Source organism: Mesoflavibacter profundi, from assembly GCF_014764305.1.
Taxonomy (GTDB): domain Bacteria; phylum Bacteroidota; class Bacteroidia; order Flavobacteriales; family Flavobacteriaceae; genus Mesoflavibacter; species Mesoflavibacter profundi.
Window position 1 is genome coordinate 2,086,266 of the sequence record NZ_CP061703.1, and the last position, 20,331, is coordinate 2,106,596.

Annotated in this window: 20 protein-coding genes; 14 read left to right on the forward strand and 6 right to left on the reverse strand. The window is 30.8% G+C overall.

Features of this window, described 5'->3' with window-relative positions; genetic code table 11:
- The first annotated feature begins 54 nt into the window (after positions 1-54).
- The gene (locus IFB02_RS09400) at positions 55-960 is read left to right on the forward strand and encodes a TIGR01777 family oxidoreductase (RefSeq protein WP_106687125.1); all 906 of its coding nucleotides are present in this window, start codon (positions 55-57) and stop codon (positions 958-960) included.
- A 196-nt stretch (positions 961-1,156) separates the two neighbouring features.
- On the opposite strand, the gene IFB02_RS09405 is transcribed toward IFB02_RS09400, so the two are convergent.
- Positions 1,157-1,801 carry a YceI family protein gene (locus IFB02_RS09405; protein ID WP_106687126.1) on the reverse strand — a complete coding sequence of 215 codons (645 nt, stop codon included), beginning with the start codon at positions 1,799-1,801 and terminating at the stop codon, positions 1,157-1,159.
- Positions 1,802-1,960: 159 nt separating this feature from the next.
- Here IFB02_RS09405 and IFB02_RS09410 point away from each other — a divergent pair, with 159 nt between their 5' ends.
- The 7 genes from IFB02_RS09410 to IFB02_RS09440 all read left to right on the forward strand — a co-directional run bounded on the left by IFB02_RS09410 (position 1,961) and on the right by IFB02_RS09440 (position 9,165).
- Positions 1,961-2,518, forward strand: coding sequence for a nucleotide exchange factor GrpE (locus tag IFB02_RS09410; protein WP_106687127.1), 558 nt, complete (start codon positions 1,961-1,963; stop codon positions 2,516-2,518).
- A gap of 40 nt (positions 2,519-2,558) precedes the next feature.
- On the forward strand, positions 2,559-3,683 hold the full coding sequence (dnaJ, locus tag IFB02_RS09415) for a molecular chaperone DnaJ (protein WP_106687128.1): 1,125 nt from the start codon (positions 2,559-2,561) through the stop codon (positions 3,681-3,683).
- Between the two features lie 306 nt (positions 3,684-3,989).
- Positions 3,990-4,913 (forward strand): ABC transporter ATP-binding protein, encoded by a 924-nt coding sequence (locus IFB02_RS09420; RefSeq protein WP_106687129.1) that lies wholly within the window; start codon positions 3,990-3,992, stop codon positions 4,911-4,913.
- 2 nt (positions 4,914-4,915) lie between these two features.
- A complete protein-coding gene (locus IFB02_RS09425; RefSeq protein WP_106687130.1) occupies positions 4,916-6,229 on the forward strand; it encodes an ABC transporter permease in 1,314 nt (437 codons plus the stop codon).
- Positions 6,229-7,137 carry a mechanosensitive ion channel family protein gene (locus IFB02_RS09430; RefSeq protein ID WP_191072687.1) on the forward strand — a complete coding sequence of 303 codons (909 nt, stop codon included), beginning with the start codon at positions 6,229-6,231 and terminating at the stop codon, positions 7,135-7,137. Before IFB02_RS09425 ends, IFB02_RS09430 begins: the two co-directional genes overlap by 1 nt.
- The gene (locus IFB02_RS09435) at positions 7,118-8,002 is read left to right on the forward strand and encodes a DUF6268 family outer membrane beta-barrel protein (protein WP_223878831.1); all 885 of its coding nucleotides are present in this window, start codon (positions 7,118-7,120) and stop codon (positions 8,000-8,002) included. The genes IFB02_RS09430 and IFB02_RS09435 overlap by 20 nt, the downstream gene beginning before the upstream one ends.
- Positions 8,002-9,165 carry a sigma-54-dependent transcriptional regulator gene (locus IFB02_RS09440; protein WP_106687131.1) on the forward strand — a complete coding sequence of 388 codons (1,164 nt, stop codon included), beginning with the start codon at positions 8,002-8,004 and terminating at the stop codon, positions 9,163-9,165. Before IFB02_RS09435 ends, IFB02_RS09440 begins: the two co-directional genes overlap by 1 nt.
- A 29-nt stretch (positions 9,166-9,194) precedes the next feature.
- On the opposite strand, the gene IFB02_RS09445 is transcribed toward IFB02_RS09440, so the two are convergent.
- The gene (locus IFB02_RS09445; protein WP_106687132.1) at positions 9,195-10,400 is read right to left on the reverse strand and encodes a hypothetical protein; all 1,206 of its coding nucleotides are present in this window, start codon (positions 10,398-10,400) and stop codon (positions 9,195-9,197) included.
- A gap of 67 nt (positions 10,401-10,467) precedes the next feature.
- Between IFB02_RS09445 and IFB02_RS09450 the strand changes: the two genes are divergently transcribed.
- From IFB02_RS09450 to IFB02_RS09460, 3 genes are all read left to right on the forward strand, one after another.
- The gene (locus tag IFB02_RS09450) at positions 10,468-11,346 is read left to right on the forward strand and encodes a PPK2 family polyphosphate kinase (RefSeq protein ID WP_106687133.1); all 879 of its coding nucleotides are present in this window, start codon (positions 10,468-10,470) and stop codon (positions 11,344-11,346) included.
- 138 nt (positions 11,347-11,484) lie between these two features.
- Complete coding sequence (locus IFB02_RS09455) at positions 11,485-12,885, forward strand: M20/M25/M40 family metallo-hydrolase (protein WP_106687134.1); 1,401 nt, start codon at positions 11,485-11,487, stop codon at positions 12,883-12,885.
- 2 nt (positions 12,886-12,887) lie between these two features.
- A complete protein-coding gene (locus IFB02_RS09460) occupies positions 12,888-13,262 on the forward strand; it encodes a VOC family protein (RefSeq protein ID WP_165569192.1) in 375 nt (124 codons plus the stop codon).
- Here IFB02_RS09460 and lysA read toward each other — a convergent pair.
- Positions 13,257-14,462: a diaminopimelate decarboxylase gene (gene lysA, locus IFB02_RS09465; RefSeq protein ID WP_106687136.1), complete on the reverse strand. Its 1,206-nt coding sequence runs from the start codon at positions 14,460-14,462 to the stop codon at positions 13,257-13,259. The two genes, IFB02_RS09460 and lysA, sit on opposite strands and share 6 nt — an antisense overlap.
- 205 nt (positions 14,463-14,667) lie before the next feature.
- Here lysA and sucC point away from each other — a divergent pair, with 205 nt between their 5' ends.
- The gene (gene sucC, locus IFB02_RS09470) at positions 14,668-15,861 is read left to right on the forward strand and encodes an ADP-forming succinate--CoA ligase subunit beta (RefSeq protein ID WP_106687137.1); all 1,194 of its coding nucleotides are present in this window, start codon (positions 14,668-14,670) and stop codon (positions 15,859-15,861) included.
- A 53-nt stretch (positions 15,862-15,914) separates the two neighbouring features.
- On the opposite strand, the gene IFB02_RS09475 is transcribed toward sucC, so the two are convergent.
- Positions 15,915-16,616 carry a phosphoadenylyl-sulfate reductase gene (locus IFB02_RS09475; RefSeq protein WP_106687138.1) on the reverse strand — a complete coding sequence of 234 codons (702 nt, stop codon included), beginning with the start codon at positions 16,614-16,616 and terminating at the stop codon, positions 15,915-15,917.
- A 36-nt stretch (positions 16,617-16,652) separates the two neighbouring features.
- Entirely contained in the window at positions 16,653-16,976 is a 324-nt protein-coding gene (locus IFB02_RS09480) for a DUF1456 family protein (RefSeq protein WP_106687139.1), read from the reverse strand.
- 168 nt (positions 16,977-17,144) lie between these two features.
- Between IFB02_RS09480 and IFB02_RS09485 the strand changes: the two genes are divergently transcribed.
- Positions 17,145-17,546 carry a hypothetical protein gene (locus IFB02_RS09485; protein WP_106687140.1) on the forward strand — a complete coding sequence of 134 codons (402 nt, stop codon included), beginning with the start codon at positions 17,145-17,147 and terminating at the stop codon, positions 17,544-17,546.
- Here the strand turns inward: IFB02_RS09485 and uvrB are convergent.
- Positions 17,543-19,546, reverse strand: a complete 2,004-nt coding sequence (uvrB, locus tag IFB02_RS09490) for an excinuclease ABC subunit UvrB (RefSeq protein ID WP_106687141.1) — start codon at positions 19,544-19,546, stop codon at positions 17,543-17,545. The two genes, IFB02_RS09485 and uvrB, sit on opposite strands and share 4 nt — an antisense overlap.
- A 452-nt stretch (positions 19,547-19,998) precedes the next feature.
- Here uvrB and IFB02_RS09495 point away from each other — a divergent pair, with 452 nt between their 5' ends.
- Positions 19,999-20,310 (forward strand): GIY-YIG nuclease family protein, encoded by a 312-nt coding sequence (locus IFB02_RS09495; RefSeq protein ID WP_106687142.1) that lies wholly within the window; start codon positions 19,999-20,001, stop codon positions 20,308-20,310.
- Positions 20,311-20,331 lie beyond the last annotated feature (21 nt).

The following is a 20,331-nucleotide window of genomic DNA, read 5'->3' on the forward strand; positions in this document are numbered from 1 at the left end:
AAGGTTATTTTAAGCACATTATTAATGCGTATTTTTACATAAAATGAAAAAGAAATGCGTGTATTAATAACAGGAGCAACTGGATTGATAGGAAAAGAGATAGTTAAAAAATGTCACGAAAAAAACATTGCTGTTAATTACCTAACTACTAGTAAAAATAAACTAAGCAACAAGCCAAATTTTCAAGGGTTTTTATGGAATCCATCTAAAAATGAAATTGACGAAGCTTGTTTTAAAAATGTAGATATCATCATTAATTTAGTTGGTGCATCTATATCAAAACGGTGGACAGATACTTATAAAAAAGAAATAATTTTAAGCCGTACACAATCTGCACAATTATTATTTAATACGTTACAAAATATAGATCATCATATTTCTCAAATAATTTCAGCTAGTGCAATAGGTTTTTATCCTAGTTCTTTAACCAATTATTATACAGAAGAAGATAAGCAAGTAAGCGCTTCCTTTTTAGGTCAAGTTGTTCAAAAATGGGAACACGCTATAGATGCTTTTAAAACATTAGGAATTAGTGTAGTAAAAATTAGAATAGGTTTAGTGTTATCTAAAAAAGGTGGTGCTTTACCACAAATGATAAAACCATTTAAGTTTGGTGCTGGAGCAGCTTTAGGTTCTGGAAAACAGTGGCAATCTTGGATTCATATAGACGATTTGGCTTCGATATTTTTACATGCTTTAGAAGAAGAATTAGAAGGTGTATATAATGGTGTTGCACCTAATCCAGAATCTAATAATACGTTAAGCAAAGCAATTGCAACTACTTTAAAAGTGCCTTATTTTTTACCTAACATACCTAAATTTATGCTAAATATTATTTTAGGTGAAATGCATATTCTACTAATAGAAAGTCAACGCGTAAGTTCTAAAAAAATTGAAGATACTGGATTTCAATTTAAATATTACAAACTACAAAGAGCATTAGAAGCCGAATTAAAATAATTAAGAATCGTGTTTTAATACATTTTTACCTAAAGTCTTAAATCGTATTCCATTGTGCTGCTTAACTGTGATAGTAATGTAGCCTGTTTTAGATGTTTTTAAATCTTTAAACTTCTTTTTTTAATTATAGCTAAAAAAAAAAGCCACAACATGATGTTGTGGCTCTTTCACTTATAAAAATAGTTTCAACTAAAACCTATGCTTTTTTAGCTTTTACCATAACTTTTAACTCAACATCATCTTTAATTAAGTAATCACCTAATTTTGCAGGATCCATTACTTTTCCAGAGTTATATTCAATTCCCCATTCTGTTCTATCAATTGTAAAAGTTTCACTAGAAATAGTTAACTCATCACCATTAACAGTTACTTGAGCAGGAAAAGTTACGTTTTTCTTAATACCTTTTAAAGTTAAGTTTCCGCTTACGTTGTTACCTTCAACGCTAGTGATTTCAAATACAGCAGTATCGTGATTTTCAACATCAAAGAAATCGGCATTTTTTAAGTGGCTAGTTAACTTAGCGTGACTTTCTTCTTCTTTAGGAATATCTGTAGGATTAATTGTATTGATGTCAAAAATAAAAGATCCACCAACTAATTTATCACCTTCAAGATTAGCAACACCATTAGATACGTTAATTGTACCTTCGTGTCCACCAACAATTTTATTAGCTTTCCACATAATCATAGAGTTTTCTGGAATAGCTTTATATTTTGCAGATGCAGCTACTTCTTGTACTTCTTTAGCGTCTGTAGTTTCAGCTTTCTTTTCGTTTTTACAAGCAACAACAGCAAGTCCTAATGCTGCAACTGTAAATAAGTTAAATACTAATTTTTTCATAATATATCTTGTTTTTTGAATTTAGTTGTACAAATATAGAAAAATATTCCATGGAAGATAATTAAATTAATGTTAAAAAATTATAATGACATTTTGACATTTTAAACTTATTGGCAGTACTTTTGCCATCATATAAAAAGTATTTAAAAAAGTACGACAATGAGTAAAAAAAATAAAGAAGAAAACCATATAGAAGAAGACGTTAAAACAGCTTCTAATACAACAAATGCTGTAAATGATGCAGATAATAACACAGAAGAAATATCTGTAGAAGACAAGCTAAAAGAAGAATTACAGCAAGAAAAAGATAAGTTTTTACGCTTATTTGCAGAATTTGAAAATTATAAAAAACGTACATCTAGAGAGCGTATAGAGTTATTTCAAACAGCAAGTAAAGATGTAATGGTAGCAATGTTACCAGTATTAGACGATTTTGAACGTGCCTTATTACATATCGAAGAAGACAAAGAGGCAGAAGAATTACGTAAAGGTGTTCTATTAATTTACAATAAATTGCTACAAACACTTCAACAAAAAGGATTAACAAAAATTGAAGTAGAAAAAGGCGATAAATTTGATGCAGATCATCACGAAGCGGTAACACAAATACCAGCTCCAACAGAAGATTTAAAAGGTAAAATTGTAGATGTTATAGAAAAAGGTTACAAATTAGGCGAAACCGTTATACGTTTCCCTAAGGTAGTAATTGGACAATAATTTATACTATAGCTAAAAGCAAAGCTTAAAGCAAAATAACATGGCAAAAAGAGACTATTACGAAATATTAGGTATTGAAAAATCAGCATCGCAAGCCGAAATAAAAAAGGCTTACCGTAAGCAAGCTATTAAATACCATCCAGATAAAAACCCTGATAATCCAAAAGCAGAAGCTAAATTTAAAGAAGCTGCAGAAGCTTACGAAGTCTTAAGTGACGAGAATAAGAAAGCGCGTTATGATCAATTTGGTCACCAAGCGTTTGAAGGCGCTGGCGGATTTGGTGGCGGCGGTATGAATATGGACGACATATTTAGCCAATTTGGAGATATCTTTGGTGGCGCTTTTGGAGGCGGAGGATTTTCTGGCTTTGGTGGCGGTTTTAGTGGCGGACAACGTCGTGTAAAAGGAAGTAATTTACGAGTTAGATTAAAATTATCTTTAGAAGAAATTGCAAATGGCGTAGAAAAAAAGATAAAAGTAAAACGTAAAGTTCAAGCATCTGGAACAACCTATAAAACCTGTACAACATGTAATGGTTCTGGACAAGTTACACGAGTAACAAACACCATTTTAGGACGCATGCAAACATCTGCACCATGTAATACATGTGGCGGAGCAGGACAAATTATCGATAAAAAACCTAAAGACGCAGATGCTCAAGGGTTAATTATAAAAGAAGAAACTATACCTGTAAATATTCCAGCTGGAGTTGTAGATGGAATGCAACTTAAAGTGTCTGGAAAAGGTAACGAAGCGCCAGGTAATGGTATTTCTGGTGATTTATTAGTTGCGATAGAAGAATTGCCACACGAAAACCTACAAAGAGAAGGCGATAACTTACATTACGATTTGTACGTAAGTTTACCAGACGCCATTTTAGGAGCATCTAAAGAAATAGATACAGTTACAGGAAAAGTTAGAATTAAAATAGAAGCAGGTGTACAATCAGGTAAAATTTTACGCTTACGCGGAAAAGGAATACCTAGTATAAATGGTTACGGAAAAGGTGATTTATTAGTGCATGTTAATGTTTGGACACCAAAAACTTTAAATAAAACTCAAAAAGAATTTTTCGAAAATATGAAAGATGACGAGCATTTTACACCAAAACCAGATACAGGTGATAAATCCTTTTTTGAGAAAGTAAAAGACATGTTTTCATAACAAACAAATAGAGTAAATGCATAAAAGTCCGTTAAAAGCGGACTTTTTGTTTAACTATTTTTATCATTTAACAACTGTTTTAAATAAAAATACTATATTTGATTTATCGTTGGATTTATCCAACGGTAATTTTTCTTTTTCATAGCAATTTTTTCCCATCCTTGACTTTTGTGAAGGATGGGTTTTGTTTTTTGTGCAAAAATTAAATTCTTAAAGTTAAAAAAGCCATAATCTACACGGTTACTTTTTTAACATTTTCTATATTTACAAAGACTAGATACACTAACTAATCAATCAAACTAAAGTATGAGCAACTTATTAGAAGTCCATTCGGTTTCTAAAAAATTTGGAGATTTTACCGCATTAAACAATGTGTCTATTGCTGTTCCAAAAGGTAGCATTTTTGGACTATTGGGACCAAACGGTGCAGGTAAAACCACCTTAATAAGAATAGTTAATCAAATAACAATGCCCGATACTGGTCATGTGTTATTAGATGGAGAAACTTTAAAAAATCACCACATAAAAGATATTGGATATTTACCAGAAGAACGTGGTTTGTATAAATCAATGAAAGTTGGTGAGCAAGCACTTTACCTAGCTCAACTAAAAGGTATGGACAAAGCCGAAGCTAAAAAGCGTCTTAAAATATGGTTTGATAGACTAGAAATAGGTGATTGGTGGAATAAAAAAATCCAAGAGTTATCTAAAGGAATGGCTCAAAAAATACAATTTGTAGTTACGGTATTGCACCAACCTAAGTTACTAATTTTTGACGAACCTTTTTCTGGATTTGACCCTATAAATGCAAACTTAATTAAAGACGAAATTTTAAGATTAAGAGACGAAGGTGCAACAGTGATTTTTTCTACTCATCGTATGGAATCTGTAGAAGAATTGTGTGATCATATAGCTTTATTAAACAAGTCAAATAAAATTTTGGATGGTAATTTAATGGATGTAAAACGCCAATACAAAACCAATACCTTCGAAATTGGTATAAATCCAAAAGAGTTAAGCTTAGAACAAGAATTACAGCAAAAATTTAGTGTAACACCAGCAAGTTTTAAAACTTTAGGAAACGATTTAAAATTAAATATAAAACTAACTGAAAAAGAAACCGCTAACGATTTGCTAAATTACCTTACCACAAAAGGACAAGTATCTCATTTTGTAGAGGTAATTCCAAGTGCTAATGATATATTTATTCAAACGGTTAAGAATAATTAATTATGAATCATCTTCCACTTATTATAAAAAGAGAATATTTAACAAAGGTTAAAAACAAAGCGTTTTTAATTATGACTATTTTAAGTCCGTTAATATTTATAGCACTAATTGCAGTTGTCGCTTATTTATCGCAGTTAAATAATGACTCACAAAGACATATTTCTGTATTAGATGAATCAGGATATTTAACAGATGTATTTAAAGATTCTAAAGAAATTAAATACGATATCTTAGAAGGAAAGCAATTAGAAGATGCAAAACAAATTGTAAAAACAAACGACAATTACGGTTTGCTTTACATAGAAGAAATAAATGATCTTTCAGACGCAAAAAATAAAGTTCAGTTTTATTCTAAAGAAACACCAGCATTATCTTTAATTTCAGATTTAGAGAAGTTGATAGAAACAGAATTAACCCATAAAAATCTTGCTAATAAAGGTATTGATACAAAGTTAATAGACGATTCTAAAATTAGAATAGATATTTCTCAAGAAAATTTCTCAGGAGAGAAATCTTCAAAATTTGACAGTGTAGTAAAATTAGCGTTTGGTGGCGCTGCAGGTTATTTACTTTTTATGTTTATCATAATTTATGGAAACATGATTATGCGTAGCGTTATTGAAGAAAAAACTAGCCGAATTATAGAGGTTATCATTTCATCTGTAAAACCAATACAGTTAATGTTAGGTAAGATTATTGGTACATCTTTAGCAGGTATTACCCAATTTTTAATTTGGTTAATTTTAGGTGGCGTTTTAATGGTAATTGTTACAGCTATTTTTGGTATAGATTTAGCGCAAATACAGTCGCCACAACAACAAATGATGCAGCAAGCTATGACAGATCCAGATGCTGCAGAAAAAGCACAAATTATTTTTTCGGCATTCTTCAACTTACCTTTAGCTAACTTGATTATAGCCTTTTTGTTGTTTTTTATTAGTGGTTATTTATTATATAGTTCTTTATATGCAGCAATTGGTGCAGCAGTAGATAACGAGACAGATACACAGCAGTTTATGTTGCCAATTTTAATGCCTTTAATTTTAGCGGTTTATGTTGGTATGTTTACGGTGATTGAAGATCCGCATGGAACCGTAAGTACCGTATTTTCGTTTATACCATTTACTTCTCCAGTAGTAATGTTAATGCGTATACCATTTGGCGTACCCATTTGGCAGCAAATAGTGTCCTTAACGTTATTAATAGGAACATTTTTATTTACGGTTTGGTTTGCAGCAAAAATATATAGAGTTGGTATTTTAATGTACGGTAAAAAGCCTAGTTACAAAGAACTTATTAAATGGATTAAATACTAATGCAAGGTAAAGTCGAAGAAAAAATAGAAAAAATTGAAGATGCTATTGTAGAGAGCACGATGTGGGAAAAATTTTCAGATTTTTTAAATCTGCATATAGATTTTTCAGATAAAATAACGGTTTCTGTTAGAGATCTTATCATTATAGTTAGCGTTATATTTATAACCACTATATTTTTAAGAATTTTACTTAAAGTCTTAACAAGACGATTACCGGAAGAAGATAAAGGTAAGTTTAGTGTAGTGTATGGTTATTTTAGATGGCTTATCTATGTTATAATATTACTTATTACTTTAAACGGAATTGGTGTAAATGTCACCGCAGTTTTCGCAGCATCTGCAGCACTTTTAATAGGTATTGGTTTAGCATTACAAACCTTTTTTCAGGATATAATTTCTGGAGTTTTTATTCTTATCGATCAATCGGCTCACGTTGGTGATATTATAGAAATAGATGGTAAAGTAGGTCGTGTAGAAGAGATTAAACTACGTACCACAAGAGCTGTAACTATAGATAATAAAGTATTAATTATACCTAATCATTTATACTTAACTAACATATTGTATAACTGGACGCAAAACGGTACATCTACAAGAGAAAGTATTACTGTTGGAGTTGCTTATGGTAGTGATGTCGAGTTGGTTAAAAAATTACTTTTACAAGCTGCCGAATCACACGAAGCCGTATTAAAACATCCTGCAGCAACCGTTTTATTTACAGATTTTGGTGACAGTGCATTAACATTTAAGTTAATTTTCACTTTAAACGATAGTTTTAATGCTGTAATGCCTAAAAGTGATATTAGATTTACAATAAATAAGTTATTTAAAGACCATAACATTAGCATTCCTTTCCCGCAAAGAGATGTTCATATTATACATAAACCAAATGAAGAAAAACCAAGCTAAAATATTTCTAACCTTATTACTATTTAGCTTTTGTTTTTCGGCATTGGCACAATTAACAGATCTAGCACGATTAGAGTATTCTTTTATACCTAAAGGGAACTCAGAAGATCAATATACTAGACTAAGAGCATTACTTAATTTTCCGCTTAAAACAAGCGAAGATTGCTACTTAATTATTGGTGGAGAATATAACCGCATTATTTTAAACTTAGAAGACAATTATCCATTTGATAAAGATCCTTTAAGAACTTTAAATATTATCGATTTTAATTTAGGATATACCTTTAAATTAAATCAAAATTGGCGTATTGGAGCAAAAATAACACCGCGAATAGCTTCAACATTAAATAACAAAATAACCCACGAAGATTTATTTTTAAATGGTGGCGTTTATGCAATAAAAGATAGGACAGATGCAACAGATATAAAACGTCCTTATCGCTTAATTTTAGGCCTAACTTATAATACAACAACAGGATTGCCGTTTCCGCTTCCTTTTGTAAACTATTTTAGACAGGTTAATAAGAATTGGTCATTAAGTTTAGGAGTACCAAAATCTAACGTTACCTATTATTTTAACGATAAACACTCGATAGAAACATTTGTAGGATTAGATGGTTATTTTGCCCATTTACAAAAGCCAACCATGGTTTTAGGTAAGCAAGTAGATAATATATCTTTGTCAATTGCAGTAATTGGCATAGGATATGATTATAATTTTTCAAAACATTTAGTAGGTTACAGTTATATTGGTCATACATTTATGATGAATAATGTACTTAGAAATCAAGATAGAGAAGATGTATTTACTTTAGACGATACTAATACATTTTATTTAAGAACAGGAATAAAATTTAAAATATAATGTCAAAAATACTAGTAATAGAAGACGAAGCAGCAATTAGAAGAGTATTAGTTAAAATACTTTCTGAAGAAAATGATACGTATGAAGTAGATGAAGCTGAAGATGGATTGGCAGGAATAGACAAAATAAAAAAAGACGATTACGATTTAATTCTGTGCGATATTAAAATGCCTAAAATGGATGGTGTTGAAGTCCTAGAAGCAGTAAAAAAAATAAAACCAGAAATACCAATGGTAATGATTTCTGGTCATGGAGACTTAGATACCGCAGTAAATACCATGCGTTTAGGTGCTTTTGATTATATTTCAAAGCCGCCAGATTTAAACCGTTTATTAAACACTGTTCGTAATGCATTAGACCGAAAAGAATTAGTTGTAGAAAACAAAATTCTTAAAAAGAAAGTCAGCAAAAAATACGAAATGATAGGAGATAGCGACGCTATATCACAAATCAAAGATATTATAGATAAAGTGGCGCCAACAGATGCAAGAGTATTAATTACAGGACCAAATGGAACAGGTAAAGAACTAGTTGCGCATTGGTTACACGAAAAAAGCGAACGAAGTAAAGGTCCAATGATTGAGGTTAATTGTGCTGCAATTCCTTCAGAATTAATAGAAAGCGAGTTATTTGGTCATGTTAAAGGAGCTTTTACAAGTGCAGCAAAAGATCGCGCAGGAAAATTTGAAGCTGCTAATGGTGGTACCATTTTTTTAGATGAAATAGGAGATATGTCACTTTCTGCGCAAGCAAAAGTACTTCGTGCATTACAAGAAAGTCGCATACAGCGAGTAGGAAGCGATAAAGACATTAAAGTTAATGTTAGAGTAATTGCAGCCACAAATAAAAATCTTAAAAAAGAAATTGAAGACGGTAAGTTTAGAGAAGATTTATATCATAGACTTGCAGTAATTTTAGTTAAAGTTCCTGCGTTAAACGATAGAAGAGAAGATATACCTTTATTAATAAGTCATTTTGCAAAAAAAATCTCTGAAGAACAAGGTACAGCAGAAAAAACATTCTCTGATAAAGCAGTAAAATTATTACAAGATTACGATTGGACAGGAAATATAAGAGAATTGCGAAATGTCGTAGAACGCTTATTAATTTTAGGAGAAAAAGAGGTAAGCGAAAAAGATGTCAAACTTTTTGCTAGTAAATAAAAAAAAGCCTCTAAATATAGAGGCTTTTTTTATAAACTAAATTTATATCCAACACCAGTTTGTATGTCTGGGTTATTATTTAAAGTAAGGTCTTGTTGTACATAAAAGTAAGTGGTATTTTTTTTACTAAAAGAATATATAAAACTCCAATAATTTATGTTTTTGTAAAGGTTTAAAGCACCTTGTCCCCAAGATTTAAAAGCATTTGGATGTCTAATAGGAATAATGTAATCAAGCTCTTCTTTTTTATTTAGGCTAGATTGTAAATAAAAATTTGCACCAAACGCATGTATAACGTCTTGTTTAGTTTTAAAACTATACTCTAAAGAAGATTCTAAATTTGCTATAAAAGCATTAGTGCCAAAATCCAAATTTGTAGATTTAAAATCAATTATATTTTTGCGTAAAACACCAACACTTAACCCAACGTTGATTTGACTACTTGTATTTAATTTATACAATTTAATAGCGTTGGTAGACAACCCTAAATCTAAAGCACTATTATATTTAGATAAATTTGCTCCAAGATGTGCACCAAAATTCACTTTAAAATTCTGAGATAATCTTTTAAATAATCCTGGATAATAGTAATAACTAGTTTTAATTCCAGTAGCAAAAAAATCACCATTATTAATCGTCATACTATTGGAGTTTCGATCTACGTAATTAATAGTTGCTTTATTAAAACCGAAAACTTTCCTATCAAAAGGATCATTTCCTCCAGCTATATTTTCATGAAATTTCTCGATAAATTCATCACTAGTAAGAATACTAAAAATAGATTTTCCGCTAGTTAAAAGGTGAGTTCTAAAATCGATAATAAGTTCATGTTTTTTAGCAAGATAAATATTAAAATTTAAGTTAAAACCTTTGGTAACACCATCGTTAGCAATGTAAAAGGAGTCTTTTTCAATGGTGTTTTCATCAAAAGCACGATGGGCTTGATCCCAATTGTAAGTTCTTACTCTTACTCTGTCAGCTTCATTTTTAGGAATATAGACCAGTAACGGCGGACTCCATACATTTCCGCTTTTCAATCCAATAAAAACAGAAGATTTTTTTTGTGCAGTCATTTCAAAATGACCCTGAAGTCTAGATGTAAACACACCAAAACTATGTGTAGATAAAATGTCTGGTTTAGAAATATTAGTTTTATAAAAAGGCTGCAATGTGTCCTGTTGTGCATTACAATACAGGAAACCAAAGCAAAAAATTAATAAATAGCGATAAAACATAGTTTGGTTTTAAATTGCAAACTACAAAATCTTCTGTATATTTAATATCCATAATAATTACTTTATAATGAAATCCATAAATATAAGCGACCATAAAATAACTAATCAAATAACTTTAAAGCAGTTACCAACGTCTATAAATCTTGATGCAGATAGAGACCAAACCAAAAAAGCATTAAAAAAAGTTAGAAGAAAATTAGGAGAGCTACAGGACACCATGTATGCGCATGGTAAATATTCTGTTTTAGTATGTTTACAAGGTATGGACACGTCTGGAAAAGACAGTTTAATTAGAGAAGTTTTTAAAGATTTTAACGCTAGAGGCGTAGAAGTAATGAGTTTTAAAGTGCCTACAGAACTAGAATTAAAACATGATTATTTATGGAGACATTACTTGCATTTACCAGCAAGAGGAAAATTTGGTGTACATAATCGTACGCATTATGAAAATGTATTGGTAACTCGTGTGCATCCAGAATACATTTTAAATGAAAAACTTCCGTTTGTTAAGTCTATAGAAGATGTAGATGAAGCCTTTTGGGATAAGCGTTTTCAACAAATTAAAAATTTTGAAAAGCACTTAGCAGAAAATGGAACAATCATTTTTAAATTCTTTTTAAACTTATCTAAAGAAGAACAACGAAAAAGACTTTTAAGACGCTTAGAACTACAAGAAAAAAACTGGAAATTTTCGGCAGGAGATTTAAAAGAAAGAAAATTATGGGATAATTATATGACTTGTTATGAAGATGCCATAAATCGAACAAGTACAGATCAAGCACCATGGTATAATATTCCAGCAGACGATAAACCAACAGCAAGATTAACCGTAGCAACTATTTTATACGAAACTTTAAAAACTTATACAGATATTAAAGAACCAGAATTAGATGCTATAACTAAAGAAAACCTACATCTTTATAAAGAACAACTAACTAACGAGTAGTCTTTTTTGGGCGTTACCACAAGGGTCGCGCTTTCGCTACTCGCGCTCTACGAGGCGCTCAAACAAACCGTTCAATTACAAAGTAATCACGATTTCTTTCAAAATAAAAATATATGAGTAATCGCTAACGCAACAATCATGAAACAGCTTACAATAATCTTAGCACTACTACTATTTGCAAACGTCAATGCGCAAACAGATCAAGAGGTATTAAAAACAATCTATACACAATCTTTAACTAACGGAAAAAGTTACCAATGGTTGGATTATTTATCAAATTCAATTGGAGGAAGATTATCAGGATCTGAAAATGCCGAAAAAGCTGTTCAGTACACTAAAGCAGAACTAGAAAAGTTAGGTTTAGATAAAGTATGGTTACAACCAGTTATGGTACCAAAATGGGTAAGAGGCGACAAAGAAGAAGCGCATTTTGTTACTAATTCTGTAATTAATAAAGTAAACATTTGTGCACTTGGCGGATCAATAGCAACACCACAAAATGGATTAACAGCTAATGTAATTGAAGTTAAAAATTTTGAAGAATTAGAAACTCTTGGCGTAGATAAAATAAAAGGTAAAATAGTTTTTTATAACAGACCAATGCAAGCCGATTTAATTCAAACATTTATGGCTTATGGCGGTTGTGTAAACCAACGTTACGCTGGTGCAATGGAAGCAATAAAATACGGTGCTGTTGGTGTAATAGTCCGATCTATGAATTTACGTCAAGACGATTTACCACATACAGGAAGTATGTCTTATGGTGATATACCAAATAGTAAACATATACCGTCTGCTGCAATTAGTACAAATGATGCCGATAAGCTTTCTGAAGCCTTAAAAAACGATAGCGATTTACAATTCTATTTTAAACAAAACTGCGAGCAATTTGATGATGTATTATCATATAATGTAATTGGAGAGATTACAGGAACAGAATTTCCAAATCAATTTATGGTTGTTGGCGGACATCTAGATTCTTGGGATTTAGGCGATGGATCGCATGACGATGGTGCAGGAGTAGTACAATCTATGGATGTTTTAAGATTATTAAAAAATAGTGGAATAAGACCAAAACACAGTATTAGAGTTGTATTATTTATGAATGAAGAAAATGGATTACGAGGCGGAAAAAAATATGCAGAAGACGCTAAACTTAAAAATGAAACTCATGTTTTTGCTTTAGAAAGTGATGCTGGTGGATTTACTCCTCGAGGATTTAGTTTTGATTGCAGCGATGCTAATTTTGAAAAAGTACTAAGCTGGAAGTCTTTATTCGAGCCATATTTAATTCATTATTTTGAAAAAGGTGGAAGCGGAGCAGATATTGGTCCGTTAAAAACAACAAGCAATGTTTTAGCTGGTTTAAGACCAGATTCTCAAAGGTATTTTGATCATCATCATGCAGCTAACGATACGTTTGATGCTGTAAATAAACGCGAGTTGGAGTTAGGTGCAGCAACTATGACAAGTTTAATCTACTTATTTGATACTTATGGTATAGATAATATACCAGAAGTTAACCCAATTAAAGATTAATTGTGCAAACTAAATTACATCAAATTCATCCTATTTTACCCGTAAAAAACGTATTAGAAGCCTTAAAGTTTTACGTTAATAAATTAGGTTTCAGTATTGCATTTGCAGATGATGGCAAACAACCAACTTATGCAGGAATTAGACGTGATGACATAGAAATTCACTTACAGTGGCACGATGCAAAAGAATGGGAAGTAGAAAAAAACAGACCAATGTTAAGAATTGTAACGCAACATGTTGAGGTTTTATTTCAGGAATATAATTTTAAAAATGCGTTTAATAAAGATACTAAAGTGATACATACAGATTGGGGAACAAAAGAATTTGCTTTTTACGATTTAGATAAAAATGGTCTAGTATTTTATCAAAATTTATAATGTAATTTCTATTTGATTGGTAATCAAATCTTCAAAAGTTTCTCTTTTTCTAATAAGGTGTGCTTTATCTTTATATACTAATACTTCAGCAGGTCTATATCTAGAATTATAATTGCTAGACATAGAAAAACAGTATGCACCAGCATTTTTAAAAGTTAAAATATCACCTTCATTAATTTCGTTAATTCGTCTATTATTAGCAAAAGTATCGGTTTCGCATATGTATCCAACTACACTGTAAAATCGTTCTTTACCTTTTGGATTAGAAAGATTTTTAATCTCGTGTTTAGAGCCATAAAGCATAGGTCTAATTAAATGATTAAATCCGCTATCTATTTGAGCAAATACAGTAGATGTTGTTTGTTTAACAGCATTTACTTTAACTAAAAATTGTCCTGATTCGCTAACCAAAAACTTACCAGGCTCAAAAGCTAAGGTAAGTTGTTTACCATAATATTTACAAAATTCATTAAATCTAGCACTTAGTTTTTCTCCCAATTCTTCAATATTAGTTTCTATATCACCACTACCGTAAGGAACTTTAAAACCTGATCCAAAATCTATAAATTCTAAATTTTTAAAATGTTTAGCAGTTTCAAATAAAATTTCGCTAGCATACAAAAATACATCGATGTCTAAAATATCACTTCCAGTATGCATATGTATACCATTAATATTCATTTTAGTATTTTCTACGATACGAAGTATGTGAGGTATTTGATGTATAGAAATACCAAATTTACTATCTATATGCCCAACTGAAATATTTGTATTTCCGCCAGCCATAACATGTGGATTTATCCTAATACAAACCGGAGTTTTAGGGTGATTAGTTCCAAATTGTTCAAGGATAGATAAATTATCAATGTTAATCTGTACACCAAGTTTTGCAGCAATTTCAATTTCTTCTAAAGAGACACCATTTGGTGTAAAAATTATCTGTTCTGGCTTAAATCCAGCTTTTAGACCAAGTTGCACTTCTTGGATAGATACAGTATCTAATCCTGCTCCAAGTTTTAACATCAACTTTAATACAGAAATATTTGATAATGCTTTTACCGCATAATTTACCTTAAGATGTTTTACTTTTTTAAACGCAGAAGTTAATCTTTTGTACTGCGTTTCTATTTTACTAGCATCATAAATATAAACAGGACTACCAAATTCTTTTGCAATATCTAAAAGTTGCTTGTTTTGCATAACATTTAATTTTTAGCCAAAGGTATTTTATTAAGCTAATAAAAAAAGGAATACTTTATAATATTACACATTTTACACATTTTGTTAATTATTTAACAATTTATAAAGTTTTAATAAAATTTCTCTACCATTTTAAGTAGTAAATATTAGGGTAAGTAAATGTGATTATTTACTTTTGTTGAACTAAAATTTTACTTTAAATAAGATGAATTTACACGAATATCAAGGAAAAGAATTATTAAGCAGTTTTGGCGTACGTATCCAACGTGGTTTAGTTGCCCAAACAGCAGACGAAGCAGTTGAAAAAGCAAAACAATTAACTGAAGAAACTGGTACAGGTTGGCACGTTATTAAAGCACAAGTTCATGCAGGTGGACGTGGTAAAGGTGGCGGAGTAAAACTTGCTAAAAATTTAGACGAAGTTAAAGATATTGCTGGGCAAATTATAGGAATGGATCTTGTAACGCCTCAAACTTCTGCCGAAGGTAAACGTGTACACCAAGTTTTAGTTGCAGAAGATGTATATTATCCTGGTGATTCTGAGCCTAATGAATTTTACATGTCTGTACTTTTAAATAGAGGTAATGGTCGTAACATGATTATGTACTCTACAGAAGGAGGAATGGATATTGAAGAAGTTGCAGAAAAAACACCTCATTTAATATTTACTGAAGAGATTGATCCTGCTACAGGAATTTTACCTTTTCAAGCGCGTCGTGTAGCATTTAATTTAGGTTTAAGTGGTACAGCGTTTAAAGAAATGACAAAATTTGTTACTGCATTATATACAGCATACGATAAGTCTGATGCTTCATTATTTGAAATTAATCCAGTATTAAAAACAAGTGATGATAAAATTATGGCTGTAGATGCAAAAGTAACTTTAGATGCAAATGCATTATACAGACACAAAGATTTAGCAGAATTACGTGACTTACGTGAAGAAAGCCCAATTGAAGTAGAAGCTGGACAATTAGGATTAAATTATGTAGATCTTGATGGTAACGTTGGTTGTATGGTTAACGGTGCTGGATTAGCTATGGCGACTATGGATTTAATTAAGCAAGCAGGTGGAGAACCAGCTAACTTCTTAGATGTTGGTGGAACTGCAGATGCTGCTCGTGTAGAAGCTGCTTTTAGAATTATCTTAAAAGATCCTAACGTAAAAGCTATATTAATTAATATTTTTGGTGGTATTGTACGTTGTGATCGTGTAGCGCAAGGTGTTGTAGATGCTTATAAAAATATGGGTGATGCAATTCAAGTACCAATTATTGTAAGATTACAAGGTACAAATGCAGATATTGCTAAAGAATTAATTGACAATTCTGGATTAGATGTACTAAGTGCAACAGAGTTTCAAGAAGCTGCAGATAAAGTACAAGAAGTTTTATCTTAATACTTTAAATAGATATAAATTAAAAAAGAGCAACTATTTTAGTTGCTCTTTTTTTATAAATGTAATCCACATTCTGTTTTTGGATTGTTGTTCCATCGTCCAGATCGATCTTCTCCTGGAACAGTACAATGTTTACAACCAATAGAGTTATAACCTTTTTCTACTAAAGGATGAAAAGGTAGTTGATGCTCTTTAATAAAAGCATCTCTTTCTTCTTTAGTGACATCTAGTAAAGGATAAAATTTTAAAATATCGCCTCTTAATTCAAAAATATCTAAAGTTGCTCTATGATCACTTTGCCACTTCATTAATCCAGAAACCCAAATTTTATATTGGTTTTTGATTAAATCTAAAGGTTTAACCTTATTTATAGAGCAGCAAAAATCTGGGTTTTTTCTCCAAGTTTCATCTTTAGAGGTAAACTCATGTTCTTCTTTTACAGCACCAATAGAAATAACATTTAAATTGTATTTTTCTTCAAGCTGTTGTTTATAATTTAAAGTCTCTTCAAAATGATATCCAGTATCAATAAAATATACTTTTTGATTTGTATTAATATCAGATATAATTTTTAATAAAAAAGCTGAAGTTGCTGCAAAAGAGCTGGTAAGCATTATGTCTTTAATATCAAAATCTTTATACAACTGTATAATTCTTTCATTAACAGTTAATGCTTTATACTTTTTATTTAGGACTTTAATTTCTTCTTCAGTAATAGAAGGTTTTACTATAACTTGAGGAGTAGTTTCAAACATATTCAATCTTTCAAAGTTTGCAAGATAAGATTAATTTTAGTTTTCGTTATTTTTATTTGGTTTTTTAAACGTTTTTTTTGGTTTAAACGACTTTGGTTTTGAAGCGTTTGAAGGTTTGTCCTTAGAATTATTTTCTTTTTTAGGCATTGGTCCACGCAAATGAATAATTAAGCCATTTAAAAAATTACGTAATATTTGATCACCACATTCTACATAATTAGGATGGTCTTCGCGTCTAAAAAATGCACTTAATTCAGATTTTGTTATTCTAAAATCTACTAATGCTAAAATCTCTACGATGTCTGTATCTTTAAGTTTATGCGCGACTCTTAGTTTTTTAAATATATCGTTATTTGTCATGTTTAATTAATTGAAAATCAATAAGTAATAATGGTGTTTTTATTTGTAGACAGATAAAATGCCTTAAAATTAGGTGTAAAGCTACTCATTTTTCGATAAGTGGCACAGTTTTGACGACCATAAAAAATCACTTTTAGTTAACTTTATACAGCTAAAAAAGAAACTGTTATGACTAATCGTGTTGAAAAATTAAGCTTGCTATCTGAAATGATTGCATTTGCAAAAGGAGATACAAATCTTAAGCCTATAGAATTTAATTTTTTATTAGCTGTAGCTAAGCAATTAGAAGTTTCTAGAGAAGATTTTGATTATTTGATTTCTAATCCTATAAATGGAATAGTATTAAAATCTCATAGCGAACGCATTGTACAATTTCATAGATTAGTTTTATTAGCACATTTAGATAGTAAACGATCGGGTAAAGATGAAGCCAAACTTTTTAATTACGGATTAAAAATGGGATTAAACCATGAATCTATAATGCGAGTATTATACTTAATGGATGGTTTTCCTGATAGAGTTGTTCCTGCCGAAGTACTAATAGATATTTTTAGAACACAGTACAATTAATTTTTTAATGATTCTAGCTGGTCTTGATACGATTTAATTTCATCACGAAGTTGCGCAGCGACAATAAAATCTAGAGCTTTTGCTGCTTGCTCCATTAGTTTTCTTTTTTCTTTTATCTTTTTCTCTAAATCTGGCTTTGTTAAATATTTACTTTCTGGTTCAGCTGCTTTTGCAGCTTCCAATTCGTAACTATAAGTACTAACTGAATTTTTAGCTAAAACGCTATCTAAGCTTTTATTTAAGGCTTTTGGTGTGATGTTGTTTTTAGTATTGTAAGTAATCTGTTTTTGGCGTCTGTATTCGGTTTCATCAATAGTTTGTTGCATACTATTGGTAATTTTATCGGCATACATTATTGCTTTTCCGTTAAGGTTACGTGCAGCACGACCAACAGTTTGGGTTAAAGATCTATTAGATCTTAAAAATCCTTCTTTATCGGCATCTAAAATAGCAACTAAAGATACCTCTGGTAAGTCTAAACCTTCACGAAGCAAGTTTACACCAACCAATACATCAAATAAGCCTTTACGTAAATCTTGCATAATTTCAACACGTTCTAAAGTATCTACATCACTATGTATGTAGCGTACACGTATTTGGATTCGGCTTAAGTATTTAGTTAATTCTTCAGCCATTCTTTTGGTTAATGTGGTGACTAACGTGCGCTCGTCTTTTTCTACACGTTGCTGGATTTCTTCAATTAAATCATCAATTTGATTTAAGCTTGGTCTTACCTCGATAATTGGATCTAATAAACCTGTTGGTCTAATTACTTGTTCTACGTAAACACCATCTGTTTTTTCTAGCTCGTAATCTGCTGGCGTTGCAGATACATAAATCACTTGATTTTGTAATGCTTCAAACTCTTCAAACTTTAAAGGTCTGTTATCCATTGCAGCAGGTAATCTAAAACCATATTCTACCAAATTTTCTTTACGACTTCTATCTCCGCCATACATCGCGTGAACTTGAGAAATAGTAACGTGACTTTCGTCTACAACCATTAAATAATCATCAGGAAAATAATCTAATAAACAGAACGGACGTGTACCAGGCTCACGACCATCTAAGTATCTTGAGTAGTTTTCTATACCAGAACAATAGCCTAATTCTCTAATCATTTCTAGGTCAAATTCGGTACGTTCTTTTAAACGTTTAGCTTCAAGGTGTTTGCCAATATCTTTAAAATAATCGTGTTGCTTGACTAAATCGTCTTGAATTTGTCTAATCGCACCTTGTAACACATCTGGCGATGTTACAAACATATTGGCAGGATAAATATTTAAACGATCGTAATGTTCTATGACTTCGTTAGTTTGAATATTGAACTGTTCGATATCTTCAATTTCGTCACCAAAAAAGTGAATTCTAAACGCATCATCTGCATAACTTGGGAAAATATCTACGGTATCTCCTTTAATTCTGAAATTACCATGTCTAAAATCGGCTTCGGTACGTGAATACAGACTTTGCACTAACATATGAAGTAATTTTGTACGCGAAATTTCTTGATCGACTTCTAAAGTGATTACGTTTTTTTGAAATTCAATTGGATTTCCAATACCATACAAACACGATACAGATGCAACAACCAAAACATCACGTCTACCAGACAGTAAAGACGATGTTGTGCTTAGTCGCATTTTTTCTATTTCTTCATTAATAGATAAGTCTTTTTCTATGTAAACTCCAGATGTTGGTATATAAGCTTCTGGTTGATAATAATCATAGTAAGAGACAAAATATTCAACAGCGTTATCGGGGAAAAACTGTTTAAATTCAGAATACAATTGTGCTGCTAACGTCTTATTGTGTGCTAAAACTAAAGTAGGTTTTTGCACTTCTTTTATTACGTTAGCTACCGTAAAGGTTTTACCAGAACCAGTAACACCAAGTAAGGTTTGGTATTTCTCGTTACTATCTAAACCGTCGACTAATTGTTTTATAGCTTGTGGTTGATCACCAGTTGGCTCAAATTCTGATTTTATATTGAATTTCATCTTGTAAAATTACTGAATAATAATCAGATTTTTATTTAAAGGAAGGTTAAGAATACAAGTTTGTTTTAGATTCCTGCCTGCGCAGGAATGACAAGGATTATTAATATTAAATAATGGCAATATAACGTAACTGTTGAATAGTAAAACTTGTTATCTTAAAGTGTTTAACTTTGAATCGATCTATAAAAATTGTGCAGGAATGACAAGGTTTGCTAATATTGAAAAATACCATAAGTACGTAACAAGTAAATAATAAAACCTTAGATTCATAAAAAGTTTAAATGATAAACGTTTGGTTATTCATGCGTAGCAATAACAGTTTTTACTAAAATTAGAAAATTTCATTAGTACCTAACTTAGTAAATGATAAAACTTTTTTTATCTTAAAGTTAAAATTAGAATTGCACTGTCATTCCTGCGCAGGCAGGAATCTATCTTGAGAAAATAATATTATGTTTAAAACTCAACATCAATACTATTTGTATATAATTAGTAATAAGCATAACAGTACTCTATACATAGGAGTTACTAACGATTTAGAAAGAAGAATGTTTGAACATAAAAATAAATTAGTCGAAGGTTTTAGCTCTAAATATGGATTAGATAAATTAATTTATTTTGAAATATATCAATATGTTAATGACGCGATAAAAAGGGAAAAGAATATGAAGAAATGGAAACGACAATGGAAAATTAATCTAGTTGAAAAAGATAATCCTAATTGGGAAGATCTTTCAAAAGATTGGACTTGGTCGGTAAATTAGAATTGTATCTGATTAATAATC